This is a genomic window from Halalkalibaculum sp. DA3122 (assembly GCF_043951865.1).
Taxonomy (GTDB): Bacteria; Bacteroidota; Rhodothermia; order Balneolales; family Balneolaceae; genus JAMQKA01.
Genome location: NZ_JBINJF010000001.1, coordinates 24,751 through 45,358, shown reverse-complemented (window position 1 = coordinate 45,358; position 20,608 = coordinate 24,751). Strand labels below are relative to the sequence as shown.

Below are 20,608 nucleotides of genomic sequence, written 5' to 3'. Positions count from 1 at the left end.
CGGCTCTTTAGCTTTTGGAGTGGCGATAACGTGATTTTCGGGATAGAATTAAAATAGAAATGCAGGAAGGGAATCCTGCAGATCATAACTTAAGAAAGGGAAAATCATGGGAACAAGATTACACAGTCATGCCAGATGGATTTCAGTCTTTTTAGTCGTCATTGTAGGGCTTCCGTTACAGAGCCTGGCGGCCCAGCAGTCTCAGGAGGAACAGAGGTTTGCCAAGGTCCAAAATGTGACAGCGTCCGATATTCAACAGATGTTCTACAAGGTCGAGATCGATAAAAAGATTGATCTCAATATAGTTAATTCAACCGTTGAAAAAGCGCTTAAGCAGGTTGCCCGAAAAACGGGGCTTAAGTTGACATATCGTGGCGATATAATGAACAATGATAGAATTACAATCAAGAAAAAGGGTATAGGGGTCAGTAACGCACTCGATCTGATCCTGAAAGATACTCATCTTGACTATATGTTCTCGCAAAATGGGTACCTGTTAATCAGTAATAAAAAAGGTCAGTTTGACCAGCCTGTTGTGGTAGAAACTGTTAGTGGTTTGGTAACGGATGCGCAAACGGGCGACCCTATGCCGGGAGCAAACGTTTCTGTAAAGGGAACGACAACGGGAGCCTCTGCCAATAGCGATGGTAGTTATGAGCTGGCAGTCCCAACATTACAGGATACCCTGGTTTTCTCATTTATAGGTTATGAGACACAGGAAGTACCAATTAATGGGCGTACTCAAATTGATGTTCAATTAGTACCCCAGGCGGTAGCTGGAGAGGAATTGGTGGTTACAGCTCTTGGAATTGCCAGGGAAACCCGTTCAATAGGATATTCGACATCTACGGTAGAACCAGATCAATTTTCCGTAAATCGCTCGGGCAATTTTATGAACTCGCTCCAGGGACAGGTTGCCGGGGTGAATATAGAATCTGTTGCTTCGGGAGCCGGTAGCTCCAGTCGTGTTCGTATTCGTGGATTGTCCAGTTTCGGGAGTAATAATTCCCCGCTTATTGTAGTGGATGGGGTTCCCATATCAAATCAGGGACATCACGCCGCTATTGGTGCAGATGGTGAAATAGACGGTGGGGACGGGTTAAATAGTATAAGTCCTGATGCTATTGAGTCAATGACGGTGTTAAAAGGCGGAGCTGCGGCTGCTTTGTATGGTTCCCGGGCAAAGGATGGCGTGATAATTATTACTACTAAACGGGATGCGGGAGATCGCGGAATAGGAGTGACATTTAACAGCAATGTTCAGGTGGCTGCACCTTATGATGACCGGAATATACAGACAGAATATGGACAGGGCGAGGGCGGGCAACGTCCTACCTCATCTTTCCCCGGTAGCGGAGTCTGGAGCTTTGGTGAGAAAATTGAGCCCGGCATGACCCAAATATTGTTCGATGGTATAGAAGTGCCGTATGAAGTGCAGCCCAGCCATGTCGAAAATTTTATGCGTAATGCCGTAACAGTTAATAATTCTCTTAACCTGTCAACAGGAGGCCCCTCGAGTGGACTTAACCTGTCAGTATCTCAACTTAGCCAGGAAAGTATTGTGCCAAACTCAAATTTTAATCGGAACAATATAAGCTTTGGCTTCACACAGGATATAATGGACAATCTCAATGCGACCGGTAACATTAATTACAGTTATGAAAAAAATAATATGCCGGTCACAATGAATAACCAGGTTCTTAACGTACCTACGGTTATTTATACGTTGGCCAATACCCTTCCCCTGGACTTGCTAAGAGAAAACACATATGATGAGAATGGGAATGAAATTTTCTATTCCAGATTTGCTCACAGAACCAATCCATTTATTTCCACGGACCCTGACAAGCGGATTAACAATTCTCGCAGAGATCGTTTATATGGGAACGTGGCATTGCGATATGATCCTGCTGACTGGCTCTATCTTCAGGCACGGATCGGCCAGGATTATTTCAACCGGGATACGGAGGTAAATACACCAACCGGACTGGCTTTTGCCGGACCGGCGCCCGAAGGATTCTACAATGGCAGTTACGATGAGAATCTATACAGTTTTCGCGAAATAAATTTTGATTTTCTATTGGGAATTGAGCAGCAACTTAATGAACAATTAGCATTAAGTGGAACTTTTGGCGGTAACATAATGAATCAGCGGACGGACTCAAATACCCAGTCTGCCGATGATTTTATCGTTCGGGATCTGTACACACTGGGAAATGCCCGCCAAATTGCTGCTTCTTACAATTATACAGAGCGCCAGGTGAATTCATTGTTTGGAGAAGTTGAGTTTGACTACAAGAACTATCTGTATTTGAATTTCACCGCCCGTAATGATTGGTTCTCAACCCTTGACCCCGATCAACGGAGTATCCTGTATCCTTCTGTTTCCAGTAGTTTTGTTTTTACAGACGTGATTAATGACCTGCCGGACTGGTTAACACAGGGTACCCTGCGGGCGGCCTACTCAGAAGTGGGAAGCGACTCTGACGTTGGTTTTGCAGCGGGTCAGTTAACCTATGCCACAGCTACCAACCCTTATCCAAGCCGGGATGGTGGAATGCGTTCTATAGGTAGTATAGATGGTGCTACACTGCCTGTTTCCGGTTTGAAACCGATGCGGGTAAAAGAGTATGAGGCAGGTCTTGACCTTCAGTTGTTAGACAGGATTAACATTGATCTGACCTATTATAATAAGCGAAGCTTTGATCAGATATTAAATCAATCTATCTCTACGTCAACGGGATTTTCTCAACGACCCGTCAATGTCGGCGAAAGTGAAAACAGTGGAGTTGAGCTGCTGGTTGACGTTACACCGGTTCAGGCCCGTGATTTCGTCTGGAACTTTAGTGTAAACGGTTCCTACAATAAATCGAAAGTTATCGATCTGGGAGAAGAAACTGATGTACTGCCGGTAGGTGACGGAGACTGGCAAACCCCGGGAGGCACCATTCGTCATGTGGAAGGCAACCCGATGGCAGAGATTTGGGTGACGGGGTATCTGCGGGATGATCAAGGCCGAAAAATAATTAATCAGAATAATGGCTTGCCAATGCACACGCCAGAACCGATTAATTTCGGTACCGCGATTCCCAAATGGGTGGGAGGTATTAACAACTCCTTCCAGTACAGAAACCTGGGCTTTTCGTTTTTGATTGATTTTAAACTGGGCCATAAACTCCTGTCTGGTCTGGGACATAATCTGTATCGCCACGGGCTGGATCCACGTACACTGCCCGGCCGAGAAACCGGACGTATCGTCGTAGATGGCGTGGCCCCGGATGGGTCAGAAAATACGGTAGAAGCGAACGTATATTCTTTATACGGTTCTTATGGATCGTTGCGCGAACACCTGATTTATAATGCCGGATACTGGAAGCTCCGACAGGTCACCCTGGATTATAATTTAACCAGTCTGGTGTCTGATTTCCTGCCTGTAGAAAATATGGTGTTAAGTTTGGTTGGAAGACATCTGCTTGTTTTTAAAAAGTGGACTGAACAGCACGATCCTGAACAGGTAAGCTTTACAGGCGATAACAATATTGGAATTTCGGGAGCCGCTTTACCGATGACCAGGAATTTTGGATTTAACCTGAAAATAGAACTCTGACCGCAATTCTGTGAGAAAAAAATTATAAATATTTAAATCCATAAATACGATGAAAAAGTTAAATATCAGATCCGTTGTTATAGTATGCAGTGTCATGGGACTATTAAGTTTCTTTACGAGTTGCGATGCAGGGTTCGATTCAATGAATGTTGATGAAACAGCCGTAAATGAACTTGAGCCGATGACAATTCTTAATGATCAGATCCAGCTAACACCCAGTTCGGGTATATACGGACACCTGTTATACGATGCAGCCATCGTACAACAGATGATTGCCCCCTACGGTCAGACGTTGGCCGGGGGGAATTTCAACCAGGATAACCAGTTTCCATGGGTTATCGATTATTTTGACGATGACTATTCTATAATTAGTCATGCTGTAGATGTGATCGAAAATACCCGAGATGATGATTTCTACCATAACGCCCATCAGAAGGCCAGGATATGGAAAGCCTTTGTAGGGTTGCTGGCGACCGATACAATCGGTGATGCCCCGTATTCAGAGGCGGGTCTGGGATATCACGAGGGGGTACTGAATCCCTCTTATGATACTCAGGAATCGATCTATGAAAGTGCTCTGCAAGAAATACAGCAAGCTACCGAGGCCCTGGATCCCAATTCCCGGATTGAAACGAACGATATTTTATATGCCGGAGATATCACCAAATGGAAACGTTTCGGTTATTCCTTGCTGCTAAGGTATGGTATGCGGCTTAGTGAAATAGCTCCTGGTACCGCTCAGCAGTATGTGCAGGCGGCATACAATGGCGGAGTTTTTCAGTCAAATGAAGACAATGCAATTATCGTCCGCAATGATAACTATAACTTTTCTTTGTCAGGAACTTTTAACGGAGGAGAGCGCCATAATTTTTACCTGACTGAGGTATTTGTTGATTACATGAAAGAAAATGATGATCCGCGACTCCGTTCTATTGCCGTTAGATATGTCGGGGCAACCGGTATCGGCGATCAGGACGAACGTCTGAACAGAAGCACGGATCCCGCAGATCAGATAGGCATGCCTCTGGGCCATGACCAGACTACCATTCATGACCAGGCCGCATCAGATGGGCTGGAATCTATGTGGGACTATTCCCAGGTGGACAGAGACCGGATGGTTTCTCAGACAGCCCCAGACTTTCTGATTACCTATGCCCAGACGCAACTTCTTTTAGCCGAGGCAGCGGAGAGAAACTGGATTTCGGGGCCGGCTGTAGATTTCTTTACCGAAGGAGTACGGGCACATCTCGAACAGATGGAACAACACCATCCGGATATGGCCATTCCCCAAAGCGAGATCGATGATTATGTATCAGAACAGGAGCAGGCCTATCTTGCAGAAAACCCCTATGAACATATACATAATCAATATTGGGTTGCTGGTTTCATCATAAATCCTCGGGAGGTTTTTTCAAATTGGAGACGCACCGGTTATCCCCAATTAGATCCTAATCCATATCCCGACCAGGAAATTAGTGGTGACTTTATCAGACGCAGGAAATATGTCGAACGTGAGATTGCAGTCAATGCCGATAATGTTCGATCAGCAATCGAACGACAGGGATGGAGTGGTAATAATTTGGATGCCCGTGTCTGGTGGGATACGGAATCGTATAACCCAAACTGATACGTACGCCGGATGAATGGTAAAATATTCTGGAAAGATCCCGGCTAACTTGTTATGAACCAAGTTTTGTTGGGATCTTTTTTTGTAAATAGGCCAGCAAAGGGTCTGATTAGGGAATAGAGATGTTTTTTTGAAGGCAGGAGTTTTTCTTTTTATCTAATCTTTTATGAGTAAAGCTTTTATTTAGTAGATACGCAATAATATTAATTTTAATTATGCAGGTATGACAATAAAAAGCAGCTGGACTTACACGATTTGTTTGTTAGTACTTTTTATGATTTTCCATTTTCCGTTGGAGGCACAGGAAGTGCAATTTTCCGAACAGGAGCTGATAGCCCTGACCCCGGAATGGGAGGGGGATCGATACCCTGACGGCCGCCCGAAGGTCCCGGAAAGCCTGCTGGAACGGATGAAACAGGTGACCCTGGAAGAGGCGTGGGCGGTGCTGCGCAACAACAACTACGAGCATCAGTATGCGGAAAACTGGCAGGTGCTGAACCCCGACAGCGTGCTGGTGGGCCGGGCGCTGACAGCCACGTTTATGCCGGGCCGCCCCGACGTGCAGCGTGTGCTTGAGAAACAGGGAGAAAAGGTAGGTCGCACGGGCTCGCAAAACTCCTGGCCGGTAGAGATGCTGCAACCGGGCGATGTGTATGTGGCCGATCAGTTTGGTGCCCACGAGGACGGGCCCACCATCGGTGACAATGTGGGGAACGCCATCTATACCAATTCGGGTAACGGGATCGTCTATAACGGGGCGTTGCGCGATGTGGCCGGGCTGAAGGAGATCGATGGTTTTACGGCTTTTTTTCGCAGCTATCATCCCTCGCACCACTTGAACAATCCCGATGGGGAGCTGAATACCACCCTGGTGGGCATAAACCACCCCACCCGTATCGGTGAGGTGATGGTCATGCCCGGGGATGTCGTGCTGGGGCGCGATGGCGGGGTGATATTTATCCCGCCCCACCTGGCAGAACAGGTGGCCACCACCTCGGAAATTGTGCGCTTGCGCGACATGTTCGGCCAGCAGCGGATTCGCGAGGGCGTATACAGCGCCGGGCAGATCGACGCACGCTGGTCGGAGCAGATCGAGAAGGATTTCTCCCGCTGGCTGGAGGATCACATCGATGAGCTGCCGGTGCCCAAAGAGCAGATCCAGGAGCTGCTGGATGAGCGCACCTGGTAATATCGGCCGGAAAACCACTAAGATGAATTTAGAAAGAGGAAACAATATGGACAGTACAAATAATAAGTATTCGCGACGATCATTTTTATCAAAGAGTGCGCTGGGCGCCGGTGCGTTTGCGGCGGCCCCGTTCACCGGAGCGGGCAAGGGCCTTGAGCAGGCCGTAAACAAAACGAAGAAATATTCCCGTCCGTCCGATCTTGAGATTACGGATCTGAAGGTGGGGTATATCCGCGGGGGCAGTCACCTGTTTGTCAAGATCTACACCAACCAGGATATCGTCGGCCACGGGGAGGGAGCCGATGCGGTGCGCGGGACCGATCAGCTGGTGCTGGGCTGGGGGCGCCGCCTGCAGGGCCGTAACCCGCTGGATGTGCATCGCCTTTATTATGAGATCCGGCGTTCCGGGGTGTTCGGCGGGGCGCAGTCGGGGATGTACCTGGCGGCCCTGGCGGCCGTGGAGACCGCCCTGTGGGACCTGGCCGGGAAAGCCCTGGAAGTGCCGGTCTACCAGCTGCTGGGCGGGAAGTTCCGTGACCGGGTGCGGGTGTATATGGACACGGCCCTGTACCAGTCCTCCCAGCCCTCTCCCGAGGAGTTTGCCCAAAGCGCTCAGAAGGCAGTTGACTACAACATGACGGCCGTCAAGTTTGACCTGGATCAGGCCAACGACCCGGCCCGGTGGGACCGTTACAACTGGACGGCCAGCCAGGGAGAGATCGAGCGAATGTACGCCCAGATGATGGCCGCCCGCGAGCAGGTCGGCCCGGATGTGGATATCTGCGCAGACATGCACGGGCGCTACGACCTGCCGAGTGCCAAAAAGATTGCCCGCAAGATGGAACCGGTCAACCTGATGTGGCTGGAGGACCCGATTCCGGCTGAAAACCCCGAGGCATACAAGTATATCCAGGAAGAGACCACCACACCGCTGTGTACCGGGGAGAATCTCTACCTGGCCCATGATTTCCGGGAGCTGTTTGAGATCGGGGCCGTGGATATGATTATGCCGGACCTGCAGAAAGCGGGTGGCCTGGGGGAAGGCCAGCGAATCGCCAATCTGGCCCAGCTGTACTACATACCGTTTGCCCCGCACATGGTCAGCTCCTACCTGGGGGCGATGGCCACGGCCCACGTGTGCGCCTCGGTGCCCAACTTTATGATTATGGAATGGCAGATATACTTCCACGAGGACCCGATGTTCAAGGAGATCGTCAGCTGGGACGGCGACCAGATGGTCGATGAGGATGGCTACCTGCCGGTCTCGGACCAACCCGGCATCGGGGTGGAGATCAACGAGGAGGGCATGCGCAAGTACGCCACCGAGGGCTATCCGTTTTTTGAATGAGTTTTCTCTAAATCCCAAATCTGACCGGGCTTGCAGGGACGGGTCCGGTCATTTATTAGAAGGCAACTGCAGCCTGAGAGAAGATTGGGAAATAATCAAATAGTATCTGCCAACCGGTTACCCAATCCTGCAATCAGGCTCATGAATACACATAGGGACCTTTGCAGAACCTGCCATTTTGTTGGGAAGTAGTTGTTACCGACCTTGGTGATCTTTTAACGGGAGTACAACTCCCCCTAAACGAGGAATTGAGGATTTTGCAAAGCCCTCTGCATACAAGACCAAACGGGTAGATTTGCATGAAAGTATACAAGACCACGGCGGGAATAGTAATCGAGCACAGGGATGCATTTTACCTGTTGGACCAGGAGTGGGACTCGTTTATTAATGATGACGGGCTGGCCGGTAAAATCGAACGCATCGTGTCAGCCCAGGAGCCAGTGGCGAATGGACAGGAGCTGGTGGAAAACGAACTGGAGGCCCCGATTGGCCGCCAGGAGATCTGGGCCAGCGGGGTGACCTACTACAAGAGCAAACTGGGCCGGCAGGAGGAGTCAAAAGAGGCCGGTGGCGGTGATTTTTATGATCGCGTGTACAGCGCAGACCGGCCGGAACTTTTTTTTAAAGCTACTAGAAACCGTACGGTTGGACCTGGTGAATATGTTAGAATAAGAGAAGATTCGACTTGGGACGTGCCCGAACCGGAGCTCACGCTGATGATCACCTCTGCCGGAAAAATCGTGGGATACACCATCGGCAACGACATGAGCTCCCGCAGTATTGAAGGCGAAAACCCGCTCTACCTGCCCCAGGCCAAATGCTACGACGGCTCGGCGGCGCTGGGCCCGTGTATGTATGTGACCGAAGACTCACTTCCCCCGGAAACAACTATTGCATTGGAGATTGAACGGGACGGGACCATTGTGTTTGCCGAAGATATAGAGATTAACCAGATTAAACGCTCATTCAGTGAGCTTGTATCTTACCTATACCGGGAGTGCTCATTTCCAAAGGGAAGTTTGTTGATGACGGGCACCGGTATTGTGCCCACCAACGAATTTACGCTGCATCACGGCGATGAAATCAGAATTTCAATTTCCCACATCGGGACATTAATCAACAAAGTTAAATAGGCAGATGGAACTGACAGGGGAAAATTTTATAGGAAACACTCGGTCAGCCGATGGGAGTGTGATCTTCCAGGCGGTCAACCCGGCGACGGGTGAAGACCTTCAGCCAAGCTACGTGGAGGCCACAGGCGATGAGGTCGACCAGGCCTTCCGGAAGGCAGAGGAAGCCTTTAAGGTGTATCGCCAGAAAAGCGGGACCCGGCGGGCTGAACTGCTGGAGGCGATCGCCGACGAGATCGAGGCCCTGGGCGACCAGCTCATCCGGCGCTGCAGCAGGGAAACCGGCCTGACGGAAGGACACCTGAACGGTGAGCGGGGTCGCACCGTCGGGCAGCTGCGGCTGTTCGGGAAGGTGATCCGGGAGGGCTCGTGGGTGGATGCCCGCATCGACACCTCCAAGGAGGGCCCTGACATCAGAAGCATGAAGATGGCGCTCGGCCCGGTCGGCATTTTTGGGGCCAGCAACTTCCCTCTGGCCTTTTCAGTGGCCGGCGGAGACACCGCATCGGCCCTGGCCGCGGGATGCACCATCGTGGTGAAAGCACATCCCGCCCACCCGGGCACCTGCGAGATGGTCGGGGGCGCGATCCGGAAAGCAGTGGAAGAGACGGGAATGCCAGACGGAACCTTTTCGATGGTACAGGGAACCTCCCACGAGGTGGGTCAGGCGATGGTCGAACACCCGCTGGCAAAGGCGATCGGGTTTACCGGCTCATTTAAGGGAGGGAAAGCGCTCTACGATGCGGCCACCCGTCGCCCGGAGCCGATTCCGGTCTATGCCGAGATGGGCAGTACCAATCCCATGTTCCTGCTGCCGGGCGCCCTCAAAGAGCAGGGCGAAGAGCTCGCCGAAGGGTTGGTCAACTCCGTCAACCTGGGGGTGGGACAGTTTTGTACCAATCCCGGGCTGGTGGCCTACCAGGATTCTGATGAGGCCCGCGCGTTCCAGCAAAAGGTCTCCGAGCATTTCAAAAAAGCCAGCGCCGGGACCATGCTGACGGCCGGTATCCAGTCGGCTTACAAGCAGGGACTCGAAAAACTGCTGCAGCAGGAAGGCGTCCGGCTTGTCGCAGATGGAAAAGACAACGGCTCGGCCACCCCGGGGGTACCGCACCTGCTTAATGTAAGTTCAAAGGACTTCCTGGCCAACCGGTTCCTCGAAGAAGAGGTCTTTGGCCCGTCCACACTGACGATAACGGCCGGCGGCAAGCAGGACCTGGTGGCTATTGCGGAGAATCTGCAGGGCCACCTGACGGCCACGTTGTACGGAACGGAACAGGACCTTGAAGAGTACTCCGAACTGGTGAGGGTACTGCAGCGCAAAGTTGGTCGCCTGATCTTCAACGGCTTTCCGACCGGGGTGCAGGTGAACCACGCCATGGTACATGGGGGACCGTTTCCCGCCACCACCGACGCCCGGGCCACGTCGGTGGGAACCCTGGCCATTGAGCGGTTTGTACGCCCGGTCTGCTTCCAGGGATTCCCGGAGGAGCAGCTGCCGGATGAGCTCAAAGCGGACAACCCGCTGGGCATCGGGCGGCTTGTCAACTGGGAGCGTACGAAATAGCAGGAAAGGAGAAGTTATTTCAGCTGAAACAGTCGGTATATGAAGGGAACACACAGGAAAAAAATATTTGCAAATAGATAAATATTGATATGATGGAAAAGAACGAAAATGGTAGTCGGGGTAATATTTTGTACACGATATTGCAATATTTAAGTGCACTAAGTTGTGTCTCAATTTTTGTATTACTGGGCCTTGGATTTAATGCTGATGTCATAGGCGCAGCCGTCGTCACGATGTTCATCTCATTGGCTATTGGGGTGCGGGGCACCGACTCGGTACTTCGTGACTTTGCCTTCTCGATCTGGGTGTTTGCCTCGGTGGCGGCCGCCATGTTCTACCCGGCTCCCTTTACTGAGCTGGGCGGGGTGGAACTGAGTGTCTTCATCGTTCCGCTGATCCAGATCATTATGTTTGGGATGGGGACCTCCCTGAGTATCCAGGATTTCGTGGGCGTGGTGAAGATGCCCAAGGGCGTTATCGTGGGACTGATCTGCCAGTTTACCATCATGCCGGTGCTGGGGATCACCCTGGCACTGAGCTTCGGGTTTTCGGCTGAGATTGCCGCCGGTGTGGTGCTGGTGGGCTCTTCCCCCAGCGGGGTCGCCTCCAATGTGATGACCTATATCGCCGGGGCCAACCTGGCCCTGTCGGTCACGCTGACGGCAATCGGGACCCTGCTGGCGCCGCTGGCCACGCCGTTTCTGATGCAGCTGCTGGCTGGCCAGTTTGTGCCGATTGACTTCCTGGAGATGATGTGGAGTATCATCAATATGATTATTCTGCCGGTGGTACTGGGCGTGCTGTTTAACCGCTACCTACACGGGAAGGCCCAGTGGCTGGACGATATTATGCCCACGATTTCGATGACCGGCATTGTGGTAATACTGGGGATCATGACGGCAGGCGGACGCGATTCTATCCTGACACTTGGTTTCCTGATTATTGTGGCCGGCGTGATCCACAACCTGGCCGGCTACTTTTTCGGCTACTGGGGCTGCCGGCTTTCGGGGCTGGATGAAAAATCATGCCGCACCATCGCCTTTGAGGTGGGCATGCAGAACGCGGGGATGGCCTCCGGCATCGCCGTGGAGATGGGCAAAATCGCCACGGTTGGCGTCCCCTCGGTGATCTTTGGGTCATGGATGAACGTCTCCGGCTCTGCCCTGGCCAACTGGTGGAGGCGAAAGGCTCTGGTTGAAGAAACTGAACAGGGCGATGCGACCGGGTCTGCAAAGGAAGGAACCAAAGCTTCTGAAGTTGTTGATACAGACTCAGATAATTGAATAATGTCCCGACGATTTAACCGAAGGTAAAGTTGAATAGAAATTTCCCCATAGTATTTCTGTACTCTAACCTGATAAAATTAACAGGATCACTCTTGTTGCTTTTCTCAGGTTGCCAATCTGACCCAGAAACAAGTGACTGGCCAGTATATAAGGCAGACACGTACAGCAGCAGTTACTCAGAACTGGATCAGGTCAATAAGAATAATGTAGACCGGCTGCAAGAGGCCTGGGTTTATAAATCCGATGATCTCGAGGAAGGGCGCTATGCCACGATCGAAACGAATCCCATCGTTGTCGACGGGGTACTCTATGGGGGAACTCCAAATCTCAATGTATTTGCACTGGATGCCCAGACAGGTGAAGAGCTGTGGATGTACAGGCCTTTCCCCGAAGATCCGCCGCGGGGGTATATGCGTGCGGTGACATATTGGGAAGATGGCAGCGACAAACGCATCTTCTTTTCGGCAGGTATATATCTTTTTGGACTGAATGCCCATAATGGAGAATTGATTGAAGATTTTGGAGCGCAGGGGAAAATTAATTTAAACGAAAATCTGGGTCGTGACCCGGCCAGTATCCAGGTTAAATCTCCTTCTCCGGGAATCATTTATGAGGATCTGATTATTATGGGGTCGGCAACGGGCGAAAGCTACGGGTCAGCTCCCGGGCATATTCGGGCCTATGATGTTCGTACCGGTAGCCTGGAGTGGATCTTCCACACAATTCCACAGCCCGGACAATTCGGTTATGAAACGTGGGAACAGGTCGAAGGGGAACAAGAAATTGCCAAAGGAGGAGTCAACAACTGGGCCGGAATGAGCTTGGATTCAGAGCGGGGTATCGTTTATGTACCGCTGGGGTCTCCCACCTACGATTTTTATGGCGGGGATCGCCCGGGGAAAAATCTCTTTGGAAATGCCCTTGTAGCTCTTGATGCGGCCACCGGAGAGCGTATTTGGCACTATCAGACAATTCATCACGATATTTGGGACTACGACCTGCCGTCTCCTCCGAACCTGGTAACGGTAGAACGGAATGGGAAAAAGATTGACGCTGTAGCACAGGTAACCAAAACCGGTTTTACGTTTGTATTTGATCGTGAGACCGGGGAGCCGTTATATGACATTGAAGAACGACCGGTTCCGCAGTCCAATATCGAAAGTGAACACGACTGGCCTACCCAACCGCATCCAACAGCTCCCGAACCGTTTGTTCGGCAAAATTTTTCCCGGGATCAAATAACGGATTTGTCTCAGGAATCCCACGATTCTGTATTGGCTGAATTTGAGAAACTTCGAAACGACGGATTCTTCACACCTCCGGACCCCGGGGGGAGCGTCTATTTACCGAGTTCGAGTGGCGGTGCTAACTGGGGTGGTGCGGCTCACGATCCGGAGACGGGTATTTTATATATCAACGCCAATGAAATTCCCGAATACAGCACAGTTAAAAAAGTGTTACACGATATTGTTGCTGATGGATCATTTTTTGAACAGGGAAAGACTTTTTATTACCAACAATGTGCGACCTGTCATGGAACTAATTTGGAAGGCCGGGATCCGGACTATCCCGCTTTGCATGATGTATCTCAGCGGATGAACAAAGAGGAGGTGCTCTCTATTATGGAAGACGGTGGGGGACGTATGCCGGCATTTACACATCTTTCGGAAGAGGAAAAAGAGGCGATTTTGGCTTTTCTGTATAACGAACGAGAGGCTGTGTACGAAGGAAGTGGTAAAGAGATGGAAACAGCTGAAAGCGGACAATATTTAAATGTAACGGCCTATCAAAACTTTGAAGATCCGGAAGGGTATCCAGCAATTAAACCTCCCTGGGCCACACTAAATGCTGTCAATCTGAATACCGGTGAGATTGAATGGAAAGTTCCACTTGGAACCTATCCGGAGCTTTTGGAAAGAGGAATCCCGCCGACGGGTTCCGAAACATATGGAGGCCCGATCCTCACGGCCGGTGGACTCATTTTTATTGGGGGAACTGAGGATGGAAAGTTTCGGGCGTTCGACAAAGATACGGGAGAAATCCTGTGGGAGACAACCCTGCCGACAGCCGGTTTTGCTACCCCATCCACCTATATGATAGATGGCAGGCAATATGTAGTGATTTCTGCCGGCGGCGGCCGGGGAGCCAAACCTGGTGATTACTATGTGGCATTTACGCTACCGAATTAAAATAAGATCGTAGAATAATGGCATTCTGACTACTAAAGAGAATGCCATTATTGAAGACAGTAAATACAAGACTTTTTATTGCTGCCGGGGATGGGATTTATAGTATCCAGGGGCGAATAGGTGGATATGCACTGATTTGAATGATATAGCTTAATAGTTCAAACAAAAAGGTACAATAAAAGGAGTTATTATGGACAGAAGTAGTTTTATAAAAAGCCTAGCCCTTACGATACCTGCCGTTAGTATGTCTTTTTTTGATTCGGTAGTCAAATCGGACTCCGGTCAGGTAAAGATCACCGATGTCAAATGCATGCTGACAAATCTTGGGGCCAGAGTAAGTCCCCTGGTAAAAGTTGAAACGGATGCGGGTATTTCGGGAATCGGGGAGTGTCATCACGACTCTCAGGGATATGGTGCCAAAGATATAATTCTGAACGTATTTAAGCCCCTGTTGGAAGGGGAAGATCCCTTTGATCTTGAGCAGCTGGTGTTTAAGATGAGTACGAATACATCGTTCTACGGGGGAAATCACGGTATAGCAACACATGCCGTGACAGGTGTTGAAATGGCGCTGTGGGATATCATCGGAAAAGTTACGGGACAACCGGTTTACAAAATACTTGGGGGCGGTTCGCATGTGGATGAGGTGAGGGCCTATCTTTCTTCGCGACCAGAGGATATGCTTGACAAAGATTCTTGTGCTAAATATGCCGAAATGGTTAAGGGCGGGGGATACACGGCCGTTAAAGTGGACATACTGCGAGACCAGCACTGGCTGCGCTCTTTGGAAAACAGGCAGATGTCGAATGCGGAAATAGATATGAATGCCAGGGGATACCAAAATCTTCGAGATGCTTTGGGTCCGGATATTGATATCGCCGTGCATTGCCATTGGGAGCTGAATTTTGACAGTGCACTTCAACTTGCCAAGGCCGTTGAACCCGTACGTCCCTGGTGGATAGAAGATCCAATGCCAATAGGATTTAATGAACAGTGGGTTCGCCTGACGGAACAGGCACCTGTACCCATTCTATGTGGAGAAAATCTTTACAGGCGTGAAGATTTTCGACCCTTTATCGTAAATGCGGGTGTTAACAAGATTGAAATAGATGTGGCAATGGCTGGAGGATTGCTGGAGGCCAAAAAAATAGCTGATTTGGCCGAAATTTATTATATCCCTGTGGCAACCCATAATGTTGCAGGGCCAATAGCTACAGTTGCTTCAGCGAATTGGGCCGCCTCTGTTCGTGAGTTTCTGGCACATGAGATATTTCCCTTTGGAGAAAACTGGTCGATGAATGGTGATCCGCGAATACTTGGCTATGACAAGGAGTTGATTAAAGACGGATATATCCAGCTGAGCGACCGGCCCGGCTTTGGGTTTGATCTGAATGAAGATCTGCTCAAAGAGTACATGCTGGAGGGGGAAGAGTGGTGGGGGTAAGTGTTTGTGATTTTCCGCTCCTGAATACTATACCCCTCTCAAAAAAAGTCCATCCCGGACATTATATATCGGGATATAACCATATACTCAAAGAAATAATCAAGTTATGAAAAATAAAAAGAATAAGGATGGTCGCCGGGATTTTATCAAGAAGATGGGTCTTGGAGGACTCAGCCTGGCCGGGATGACCCTGGCCCCGATCGAAGACCAGCTGGCCCATGCTACCCAAAAGGTAAACCGCAATTCCAATCCTTCTGATCTGGAAATTACGGATCTGCGTATAGCGGAAATCAGCGACGTGGTGTTTCGCACGCCCATCATCCGTATCTACACCAACCAGGGAATTGTAGGACATGGGGATGTACGCGATGGGGCAAGTAAGAAATATGCCCTGATGCTGAAAAGTCGCCTGTTGGGAGAGAATCCCTGCAACGTGGAACGGCTTTTTAAGATCATCAAGCAATTTGGGCACCACGGTCGCCAGGGTGGCGGCGTGTCAGGGGTGGAGATGGCCCTGTGGGACCTGGCCGGGAAGGCCTATGGGGTGCCTGTGTACCAGTTGTTAGGCGGTAAGTATCGCGATCGAATTCGGGTATATTGTGATACTACCGTTTCTGAGGATCCCCAGGAGTATGCCCGGCGCATGCAGGACCGTGTTGACAAAGGATATACAGCCCTGAAGATGGACATCGGGATCAATCTGCTGGAGGGGATTCCGGGTGCGTTGGTTAATGCCCCTGGCGGGGACCTGCAACCCTGGCAACATGAGTATACCGGTTATAACTTAACCGAACACCCCTTTACGCGTGTGCAGATAACGGAAAAGGGAATAGACCACTTGATGGAATATCTGGATGTGATGCGCTCGAAGATCGGCTATGAAATACCGATGGGAACGGACCACTGGGGTCATGTTGGGGTAAATGAGGCGATAAAACTGGCCCGTGCAGCCGAACCCTATAATCTGGCATACATGGAAGATCTTATTCCGTGGTTCTATACCGATCAGTGGCGTGAAATTACCACCTCCACGACCACACCGACACAAACCGGTGAAGATATTTACATGTTGGAAGGAGGGTTTAAGGAGTTGATTGATAAACAAGCGGTGCGCATTGTTCATCCTGATCCCAATACTTCTGGTGGGATTCTGGAAACCAAAAAAATCGGTGATTATGCCGCTCAAAATGGGGTTGCATTTATGCATCACCATGCGGCCTCACCGGTCTCCTTCCTTGGATGCGTGCACAGCGCTGCAGCCACCGAGCATTTTATGTGGCTGGAGCATCACGCTGTTGACAACCCGGAATGGGAGGACCTAGTAACCGGTATTGAAAAGCCGATTGTTGAAGAGGGCTTTGTTAAAGTCCCTGAGACCCCGGGACTGGGAGTGGAACTCAATGAAGAGGTAGTGGAAAAATATCTCATTGAAGGAGAAGAGCTGTTTGCCCCGACCCCCGAGTGGGACGAGGTGCGCTCCTGGGATCGGCTTTGGAGCTGAGATAGAATAGTTGGACCAACGCAACCCTTTGCAGGGTTGCACTTTTCCCTAAGTGTCCATTTTGTAGTAAACATCCAGCCTTGAGAGGGCTGGATGTTTATTTTTATTTTGATCCTCACCCCGCCGGGATTTCATCCAGCTGTACGCCCACCAGGCGGCTGATACCGGTCTCCGGCATGGTGACTCCGTACATCATCTCCGCCTTGCTCATCGTCTTTTTGTTGTGGGTGATGATGATAAATTGCGTGTCCTTGCTAAAACGGCGGATCATATCTGCAAAACGTTCGATGTTGGCATCATCCAGCGGGGCGTCGACCTCGTCGAGTACACAGAATGGAGAAGGCTTGACCAGGTAGATGGAAAACAGCAGGGCGATGGCTGTCAGCGTTTTTTCGCCACCCGAAAGCTGGTTGATGCTGGAGGGGCGCTTGCCCCGAGGGTTGGCCTTGATCTCGATCTTGGCCTCCAGCGGATCCTCCACATCCTCCTCAATCACCAGGTCGCAGAAATCATCCTCGTTGAACAGCGTGTGGAACACATCCTGGAAGTTTTGACGGATCTCCTCAAACGTTTCATTGAATCGCGCAGTAGCTTTTTTATTGATCTCTTCGATCGTCTCGCGAAGCTCCTTTTCCGCTTTCTGCAGGTCGGCAATCTGTTCCTCATAAAATTCCAGACGCTCTTTCTCCTCCTCGAACTCCTCGATGGCCAGGGGATTGACCTCACCGATTTTATTTAGTTTTTGCTTAAGCCATGCAATTCGCTCCTTCACTTCGTCCGCATCTGTATCCTCCGGGAGCTCCTCTTCAATCTGGTCCATCAAAATGCCGTATGTTTCCCAGATGTGATCAGAAATATTTTCTGCCTGCATCTCAAACTTTTCCTGGGCCTTGTCAAGGTGGTGGACCAGCTCCATATTCACCTCTTTCTGATGGCGCAGCTCTTTCAGCTCTTTTTCAATCTCATTGATACGTCCGCGCTGCCTGGCGTTCGCCTTCTCGGCTTCTTCGAGATTTTCGTCGGCCTCCTTCTTTTGCTCGCGGGCTTCTTCAAGCTGTTGTTCCAGCGTTTCAATGTTCTTGTTGTATTCTTCGATACGAGACCGGGCTTCTTCCTTCCGTTCTGACCGATGCTTGAGGCGCTGTTTCAGGCTTTTGATCCCTTCTTCCGCCCGTTTGATTTCCCGCTCGTGGTTTTCCACCTTGTTCTTCAGGTCCTGATGCTTGAGCTGTGCATCATTATACCGGCTCTGGGCTATGGAACGTTCCTCCTCCAGCTGTTCCAGGGCCTCCCGCTTTTCCTGCTGTTTCTGCTCTATTTCCGCCAGTTCCTGTTTCAGCTCCTTCTGGCGTGGCTCAATTCCTTTTAATTCGGACTGAGCCGAATCCTCATTATCATACTTGTCTTGGCGCCGGTTTTTCAGTTCCCCAATATTTTTTTCATAGATCTGGATTTTGGAGCCGGCACTATTTATCTCCTGCTCCAGGCGGCGGACTTCTTTTTCACTTGCTTTGAGCTCCTGTTCCAGCTCCTGTATGTGGATCGATTCATATTGTTGGGTGACACTTTTCAGCGAGTCCCGGGCTTCTTCAATATTTGATTGCGCCTCGCGGGCCCTCTGTTCAAGTTTCTCAATTTTGTCTTTGAGTCCCACCCGCATGCCGGCATTTTTACTTTTGCTCCCGCTTTGGAAAAAATGGTGCGAGGTGATAACCTCTCCCTCCGTCGTTACCCCGATGTTTCTGGTTCCCCGCAGGGTCTTGTAGGCTTCGTCAACCGAGTCAAACAGAAGCACATTTCCCAGCAGCAGCTCTTTGAGGGTGTTGAACTTCGAGTCCGACTCCACATACCGGCAGAGCGACTGGTCAGCCACTTCATAGCGTTCGGAAAGCTGGTCCAGCGGGATAAAGGTGGCGCGGCCCTTGTCCTCCTCTTTTAGAATGGCAGCGGCTTTACGGGCATCGGCCAGCGTATCCACAACCACAAAGTTAAGCGCTTCTCCCAAGACGTTTTCCAGGGCAACCGAGTGTTGCTGGTCGGTCGACAGGATATTCGACACCACATCCAGCAGATCAAACTGTTGCTGGCAATTTTCAAGCAAAAACTGGACGCTGGAGGGAAACGCCTCGTTGGAGTCTGCGATATCGCGCAGCAGTTCAACCTCCGACTGGATGGAGTCCAGCTTGCTTTGGCGTCGGCGGATTTCATCTTTAAGCTCATCCCGCTGCTCGCTGAGCTGCTGCCGCTGTTTCCTGGCCTGGCTTATCGCTTCCTCTATCTCCTCACGTTCGCTGCGGGCTTTTTCCACCTGGTACCGGAGAGAATCCCGTTCATTTTCCAGTGCTTTAATCTGTTCTTCAAGATCAAAAATTTCATTGGCGATACGCTGCAGGTCTTCCTCGGTATTTTCAAGGCGCGACTCAATGCGTATCCGTTTATTTTGTAACTCATTCAGTTTGCGGCTGGTTGCGCTGTGCTGCTGTTCGAGCTCACTGAGGACATTCCGTTCGGAAGAAAACTGCTGCTGTATTTCCGAGTATTTAACCTTTGACTGGCTTAGATTATTTTCGGCCCGATCAAGTTCAATATGGAATGAATCCAGTTTGTTGGTAGTATTTTTGAAGATTGTGCGCAGCTCTTCCAGGTCCTGTTCTGCCTGCTCAATATCCTTGGTATATTGTTCAATGACGCCCTTTTCATTACTGATCTTTTCTTTTGTGATCTGGAGCTCCGTCTCCGTATCCCTGATATTACCCTGCAGCTGAGAGACACGCCGCTGGGCTTCAGACTGCTTCTTCTCTTTTTTATTGAGCATGGTGCGAGCGGTCTCTTCCGCCTCCTCCAGGGATTCCAGCTTTTTCTGGATCTCCTTTTTCTCTTTGTCTGCGTTGGCAATACGCCCTTTCAGCGGCTCCAGCTCATCCTTGATATTCTGGTACTGCTGCTTGCTCAGCGCTTTGTCCAGCTGTTCCAGCTCCTGCCGGTACTGCTTGGCCTTGCGGGCTTTTTCGGCCTGCCGTTCCAGCGACCGCGTATTTTTGCGAACCTCCACGAGAATATCTTCCACCCGCTGCAGGTCTTTTTGCGTACTTTCCAGCTTTCGAAACGTTTTTTTGCGCTTCTCTTTGTAGCTGGTCACGCCGGCTGCCTCCTCAAACAGATGGCGCCGGTCGCTTTTGTCATTAAGTATGTCTTCCACCATTTTTAGCTCAATCACGGAATAGGCGTCAGATCCCATCCCGGTATCCATAAACAGCTCGTTGATATCCTTCAGGCGGCAGGTGGTGCCGTTGATGAGATATTCACTTTCTCCCGAGCGGTACAGGCGGCGCGTGATGGTAACTTCGCTGTACTCGGTGGGAAGCAGCCCCTTGTTGTTGATGAAGGTGAGGGAAACCTCGGCCATGCCCAGGGCATTTTTCTGGGCCGTACCGTTGAAAATGACATTTGCCATGGTGGATGAGCGCAGAAGGGTGGGGCGCTGCTCTCCCAGTACCCACCGCATGGAATCAACGATATTGGATTTTCCACACCCGTTGGGACCGACAATGGCGGTTATACCATTGTCAAATTTCACCTTGGTTTTGTAGGCAAAACTTTTGAAACCCTGTAATTCAAGTTCAGATATATACATGTATTGAAGGAACGACGAACAAGCGGGCTGTTACCGTCAATTCCGCCTGCTCTTGCCTTAGAAGAAAAGCTGTGTCAGACCGTTGA

11 protein-coding genes are annotated in these 20,608 nt (G+C 50.5%); 10 read left to right on the top strand and 1 reads right to left on the bottom strand.

Going from position 1 to position 20,608, the window contains the following annotated elements:
* The first annotated feature begins 106 nt into the window (after positions 1-106).
* The 10 genes from ACG2F4_RS00195 to ACG2F4_RS00150 all read left to right on the top strand — a co-directional run bounded on the left by ACG2F4_RS00195 (position 107) and on the right by ACG2F4_RS00150 (position 16,888).
* Positions 107-3,607, top strand: coding sequence for a SusC/RagA family TonB-linked outer membrane protein (locus ACG2F4_RS00195; protein WP_395257072.1), 3,501 nt, complete (start codon positions 107-109; stop codon positions 3,605-3,607).
* 94 nt (positions 3,608-3,701) lie between these two features.
* Entirely contained in the window at positions 3,702-5,234 is a 1,533-nt protein-coding gene (locus tag ACG2F4_RS00190; RefSeq protein WP_395257070.1) for a SusD/RagB family nutrient-binding outer membrane lipoprotein, read from the top strand.
* Positions 5,235-5,508: 274 nt separating this feature from the next.
* On the top strand, positions 5,509-6,423 hold the full coding sequence (locus ACG2F4_RS00185) for an RraA family protein (protein ID WP_395257068.1): 915 nt from the start codon (positions 5,509-5,511) through the stop codon (positions 6,421-6,423).
* A 46-nt stretch (positions 6,424-6,469) separates the two neighbouring features.
* The gene (locus ACG2F4_RS00180; protein ID WP_395257066.1) at positions 6,470-7,771 is read left to right on the top strand and encodes a mandelate racemase/muconate lactonizing enzyme family protein; all 1,302 of its coding nucleotides are present in this window, start codon (positions 6,470-6,472) and stop codon (positions 7,769-7,771) included.
* 299 nt (positions 7,772-8,070) lie between these two features.
* Positions 8,071-8,904 carry a fumarylacetoacetate hydrolase family protein gene (locus tag ACG2F4_RS00175; RefSeq protein WP_395257064.1) on the top strand — a complete coding sequence of 278 codons (834 nt, stop codon included), beginning with the start codon at positions 8,071-8,073 and terminating at the stop codon, positions 8,902-8,904.
* A 4-nt stretch (positions 8,905-8,908) separates the two neighbouring features.
* Positions 8,909-10,468, top strand: a complete 1,560-nt coding sequence (locus ACG2F4_RS00170; RefSeq protein ID WP_395257062.1) for an aldehyde dehydrogenase (NADP(+)) — start codon at positions 8,909-8,911, stop codon at positions 10,466-10,468.
* Between the two features lie 89 nt (positions 10,469-10,557).
* Complete coding sequence (locus tag ACG2F4_RS00165) at positions 10,558-11,751, top strand: bile acid:sodium symporter family protein (protein ID WP_395257060.1); 1,194 nt, start codon at positions 10,558-10,560, stop codon at positions 11,749-11,751.
* Positions 11,752-11,846: 95 nt separating this feature from the next.
* Positions 11,847-13,943, top strand: a complete 2,097-nt coding sequence (locus ACG2F4_RS00160) for a PQQ-binding-like beta-propeller repeat protein (RefSeq protein WP_395257058.1) — start codon at positions 11,847-11,849, stop codon at positions 13,941-13,943.
* A gap of 244 nt (positions 13,944-14,187) precedes the next feature.
* The gene (locus ACG2F4_RS00155; RefSeq protein ID WP_395257056.1) at positions 14,188-15,387 is read left to right on the top strand and encodes a mandelate racemase/muconate lactonizing enzyme family protein; all 1,200 of its coding nucleotides are present in this window, start codon (positions 14,188-14,190) and stop codon (positions 15,385-15,387) included.
* A gap of 106 nt (positions 15,388-15,493) precedes the next feature.
* The gene (locus tag ACG2F4_RS00150; RefSeq protein ID WP_395257054.1) at positions 15,494-16,888 is read left to right on the top strand and encodes a mandelate racemase/muconate lactonizing enzyme family protein; all 1,395 of its coding nucleotides are present in this window, start codon (positions 15,494-15,496) and stop codon (positions 16,886-16,888) included.
* Positions 16,889-17,003: 115 nt separating this feature from the next.
* Here the strand turns inward: ACG2F4_RS00150 and smc are convergent, their stop codons facing one another.
* Positions 17,004-20,465, bottom strand: a complete 3,462-nt coding sequence (smc, locus tag ACG2F4_RS00145; protein WP_395257052.1) for a chromosome segregation protein SMC — start codon at positions 20,463-20,465, stop codon at positions 17,004-17,006.
* Positions 20,466-20,608: the final 143 nt, after the last annotated feature.

Excerpts from the sequence above, each read along its gene's own strand:
- ACG2F4_RS00195 (WP_395257072.1), top strand. The coding sequence starts at position 107 with ATGGGAACAAGATTACACAGTCATGCCAGATGGATTTCAGTCTTTTTA.
- ACG2F4_RS00155 (WP_395257056.1), top strand. The coding sequence starts at position 14,188 with ATGTCTTTTTTTGATTCGGTAGTCAAATCGGACTCCGGTCAGGTAAAG.
- ACG2F4_RS00190 (WP_395257070.1), top strand. The coding sequence starts at position 3,702 with ATGGGACTATTAAGTTTCTTTACGAGTTGCGATGCAGGGTTCGATTCA.
- ACG2F4_RS00150 (WP_395257054.1), top strand. The coding sequence starts at position 15,494 with ATGAAAAATAAAAAGAATAAGGATGGTCGCCGGGATTTTATCAAGAAG.
- ACG2F4_RS00175 (WP_395257064.1), top strand. The coding sequence starts at position 8,071 with ATGAAAGTATACAAGACCACGGCGGGAATAGTAATCGAGCACAGGGAT.
- ACG2F4_RS00180 (WP_395257066.1), top strand. The coding sequence starts at position 6,470 with ATGGACAGTACAAATAATAAGTATTCGCGACGATCATTTTTATCAAAG.
- ACG2F4_RS00170 (WP_395257062.1), top strand. The coding sequence starts at position 8,909 with ATGGAACTGACAGGGGAAAATTTTATAGGAAACACTCGGTCAGCCGAT.
- ACG2F4_RS00165 (WP_395257060.1), top strand. The coding sequence starts at position 10,558 with ATGATGGAAAAGAACGAAAATGGTAGTCGGGGTAATATTTTGTACACG.
- ACG2F4_RS00185 (WP_395257068.1), top strand. The coding sequence starts at position 5,509 with ATGATTTTCCATTTTCCGTTGGAGGCACAGGAAGTGCAATTTTCCGAA.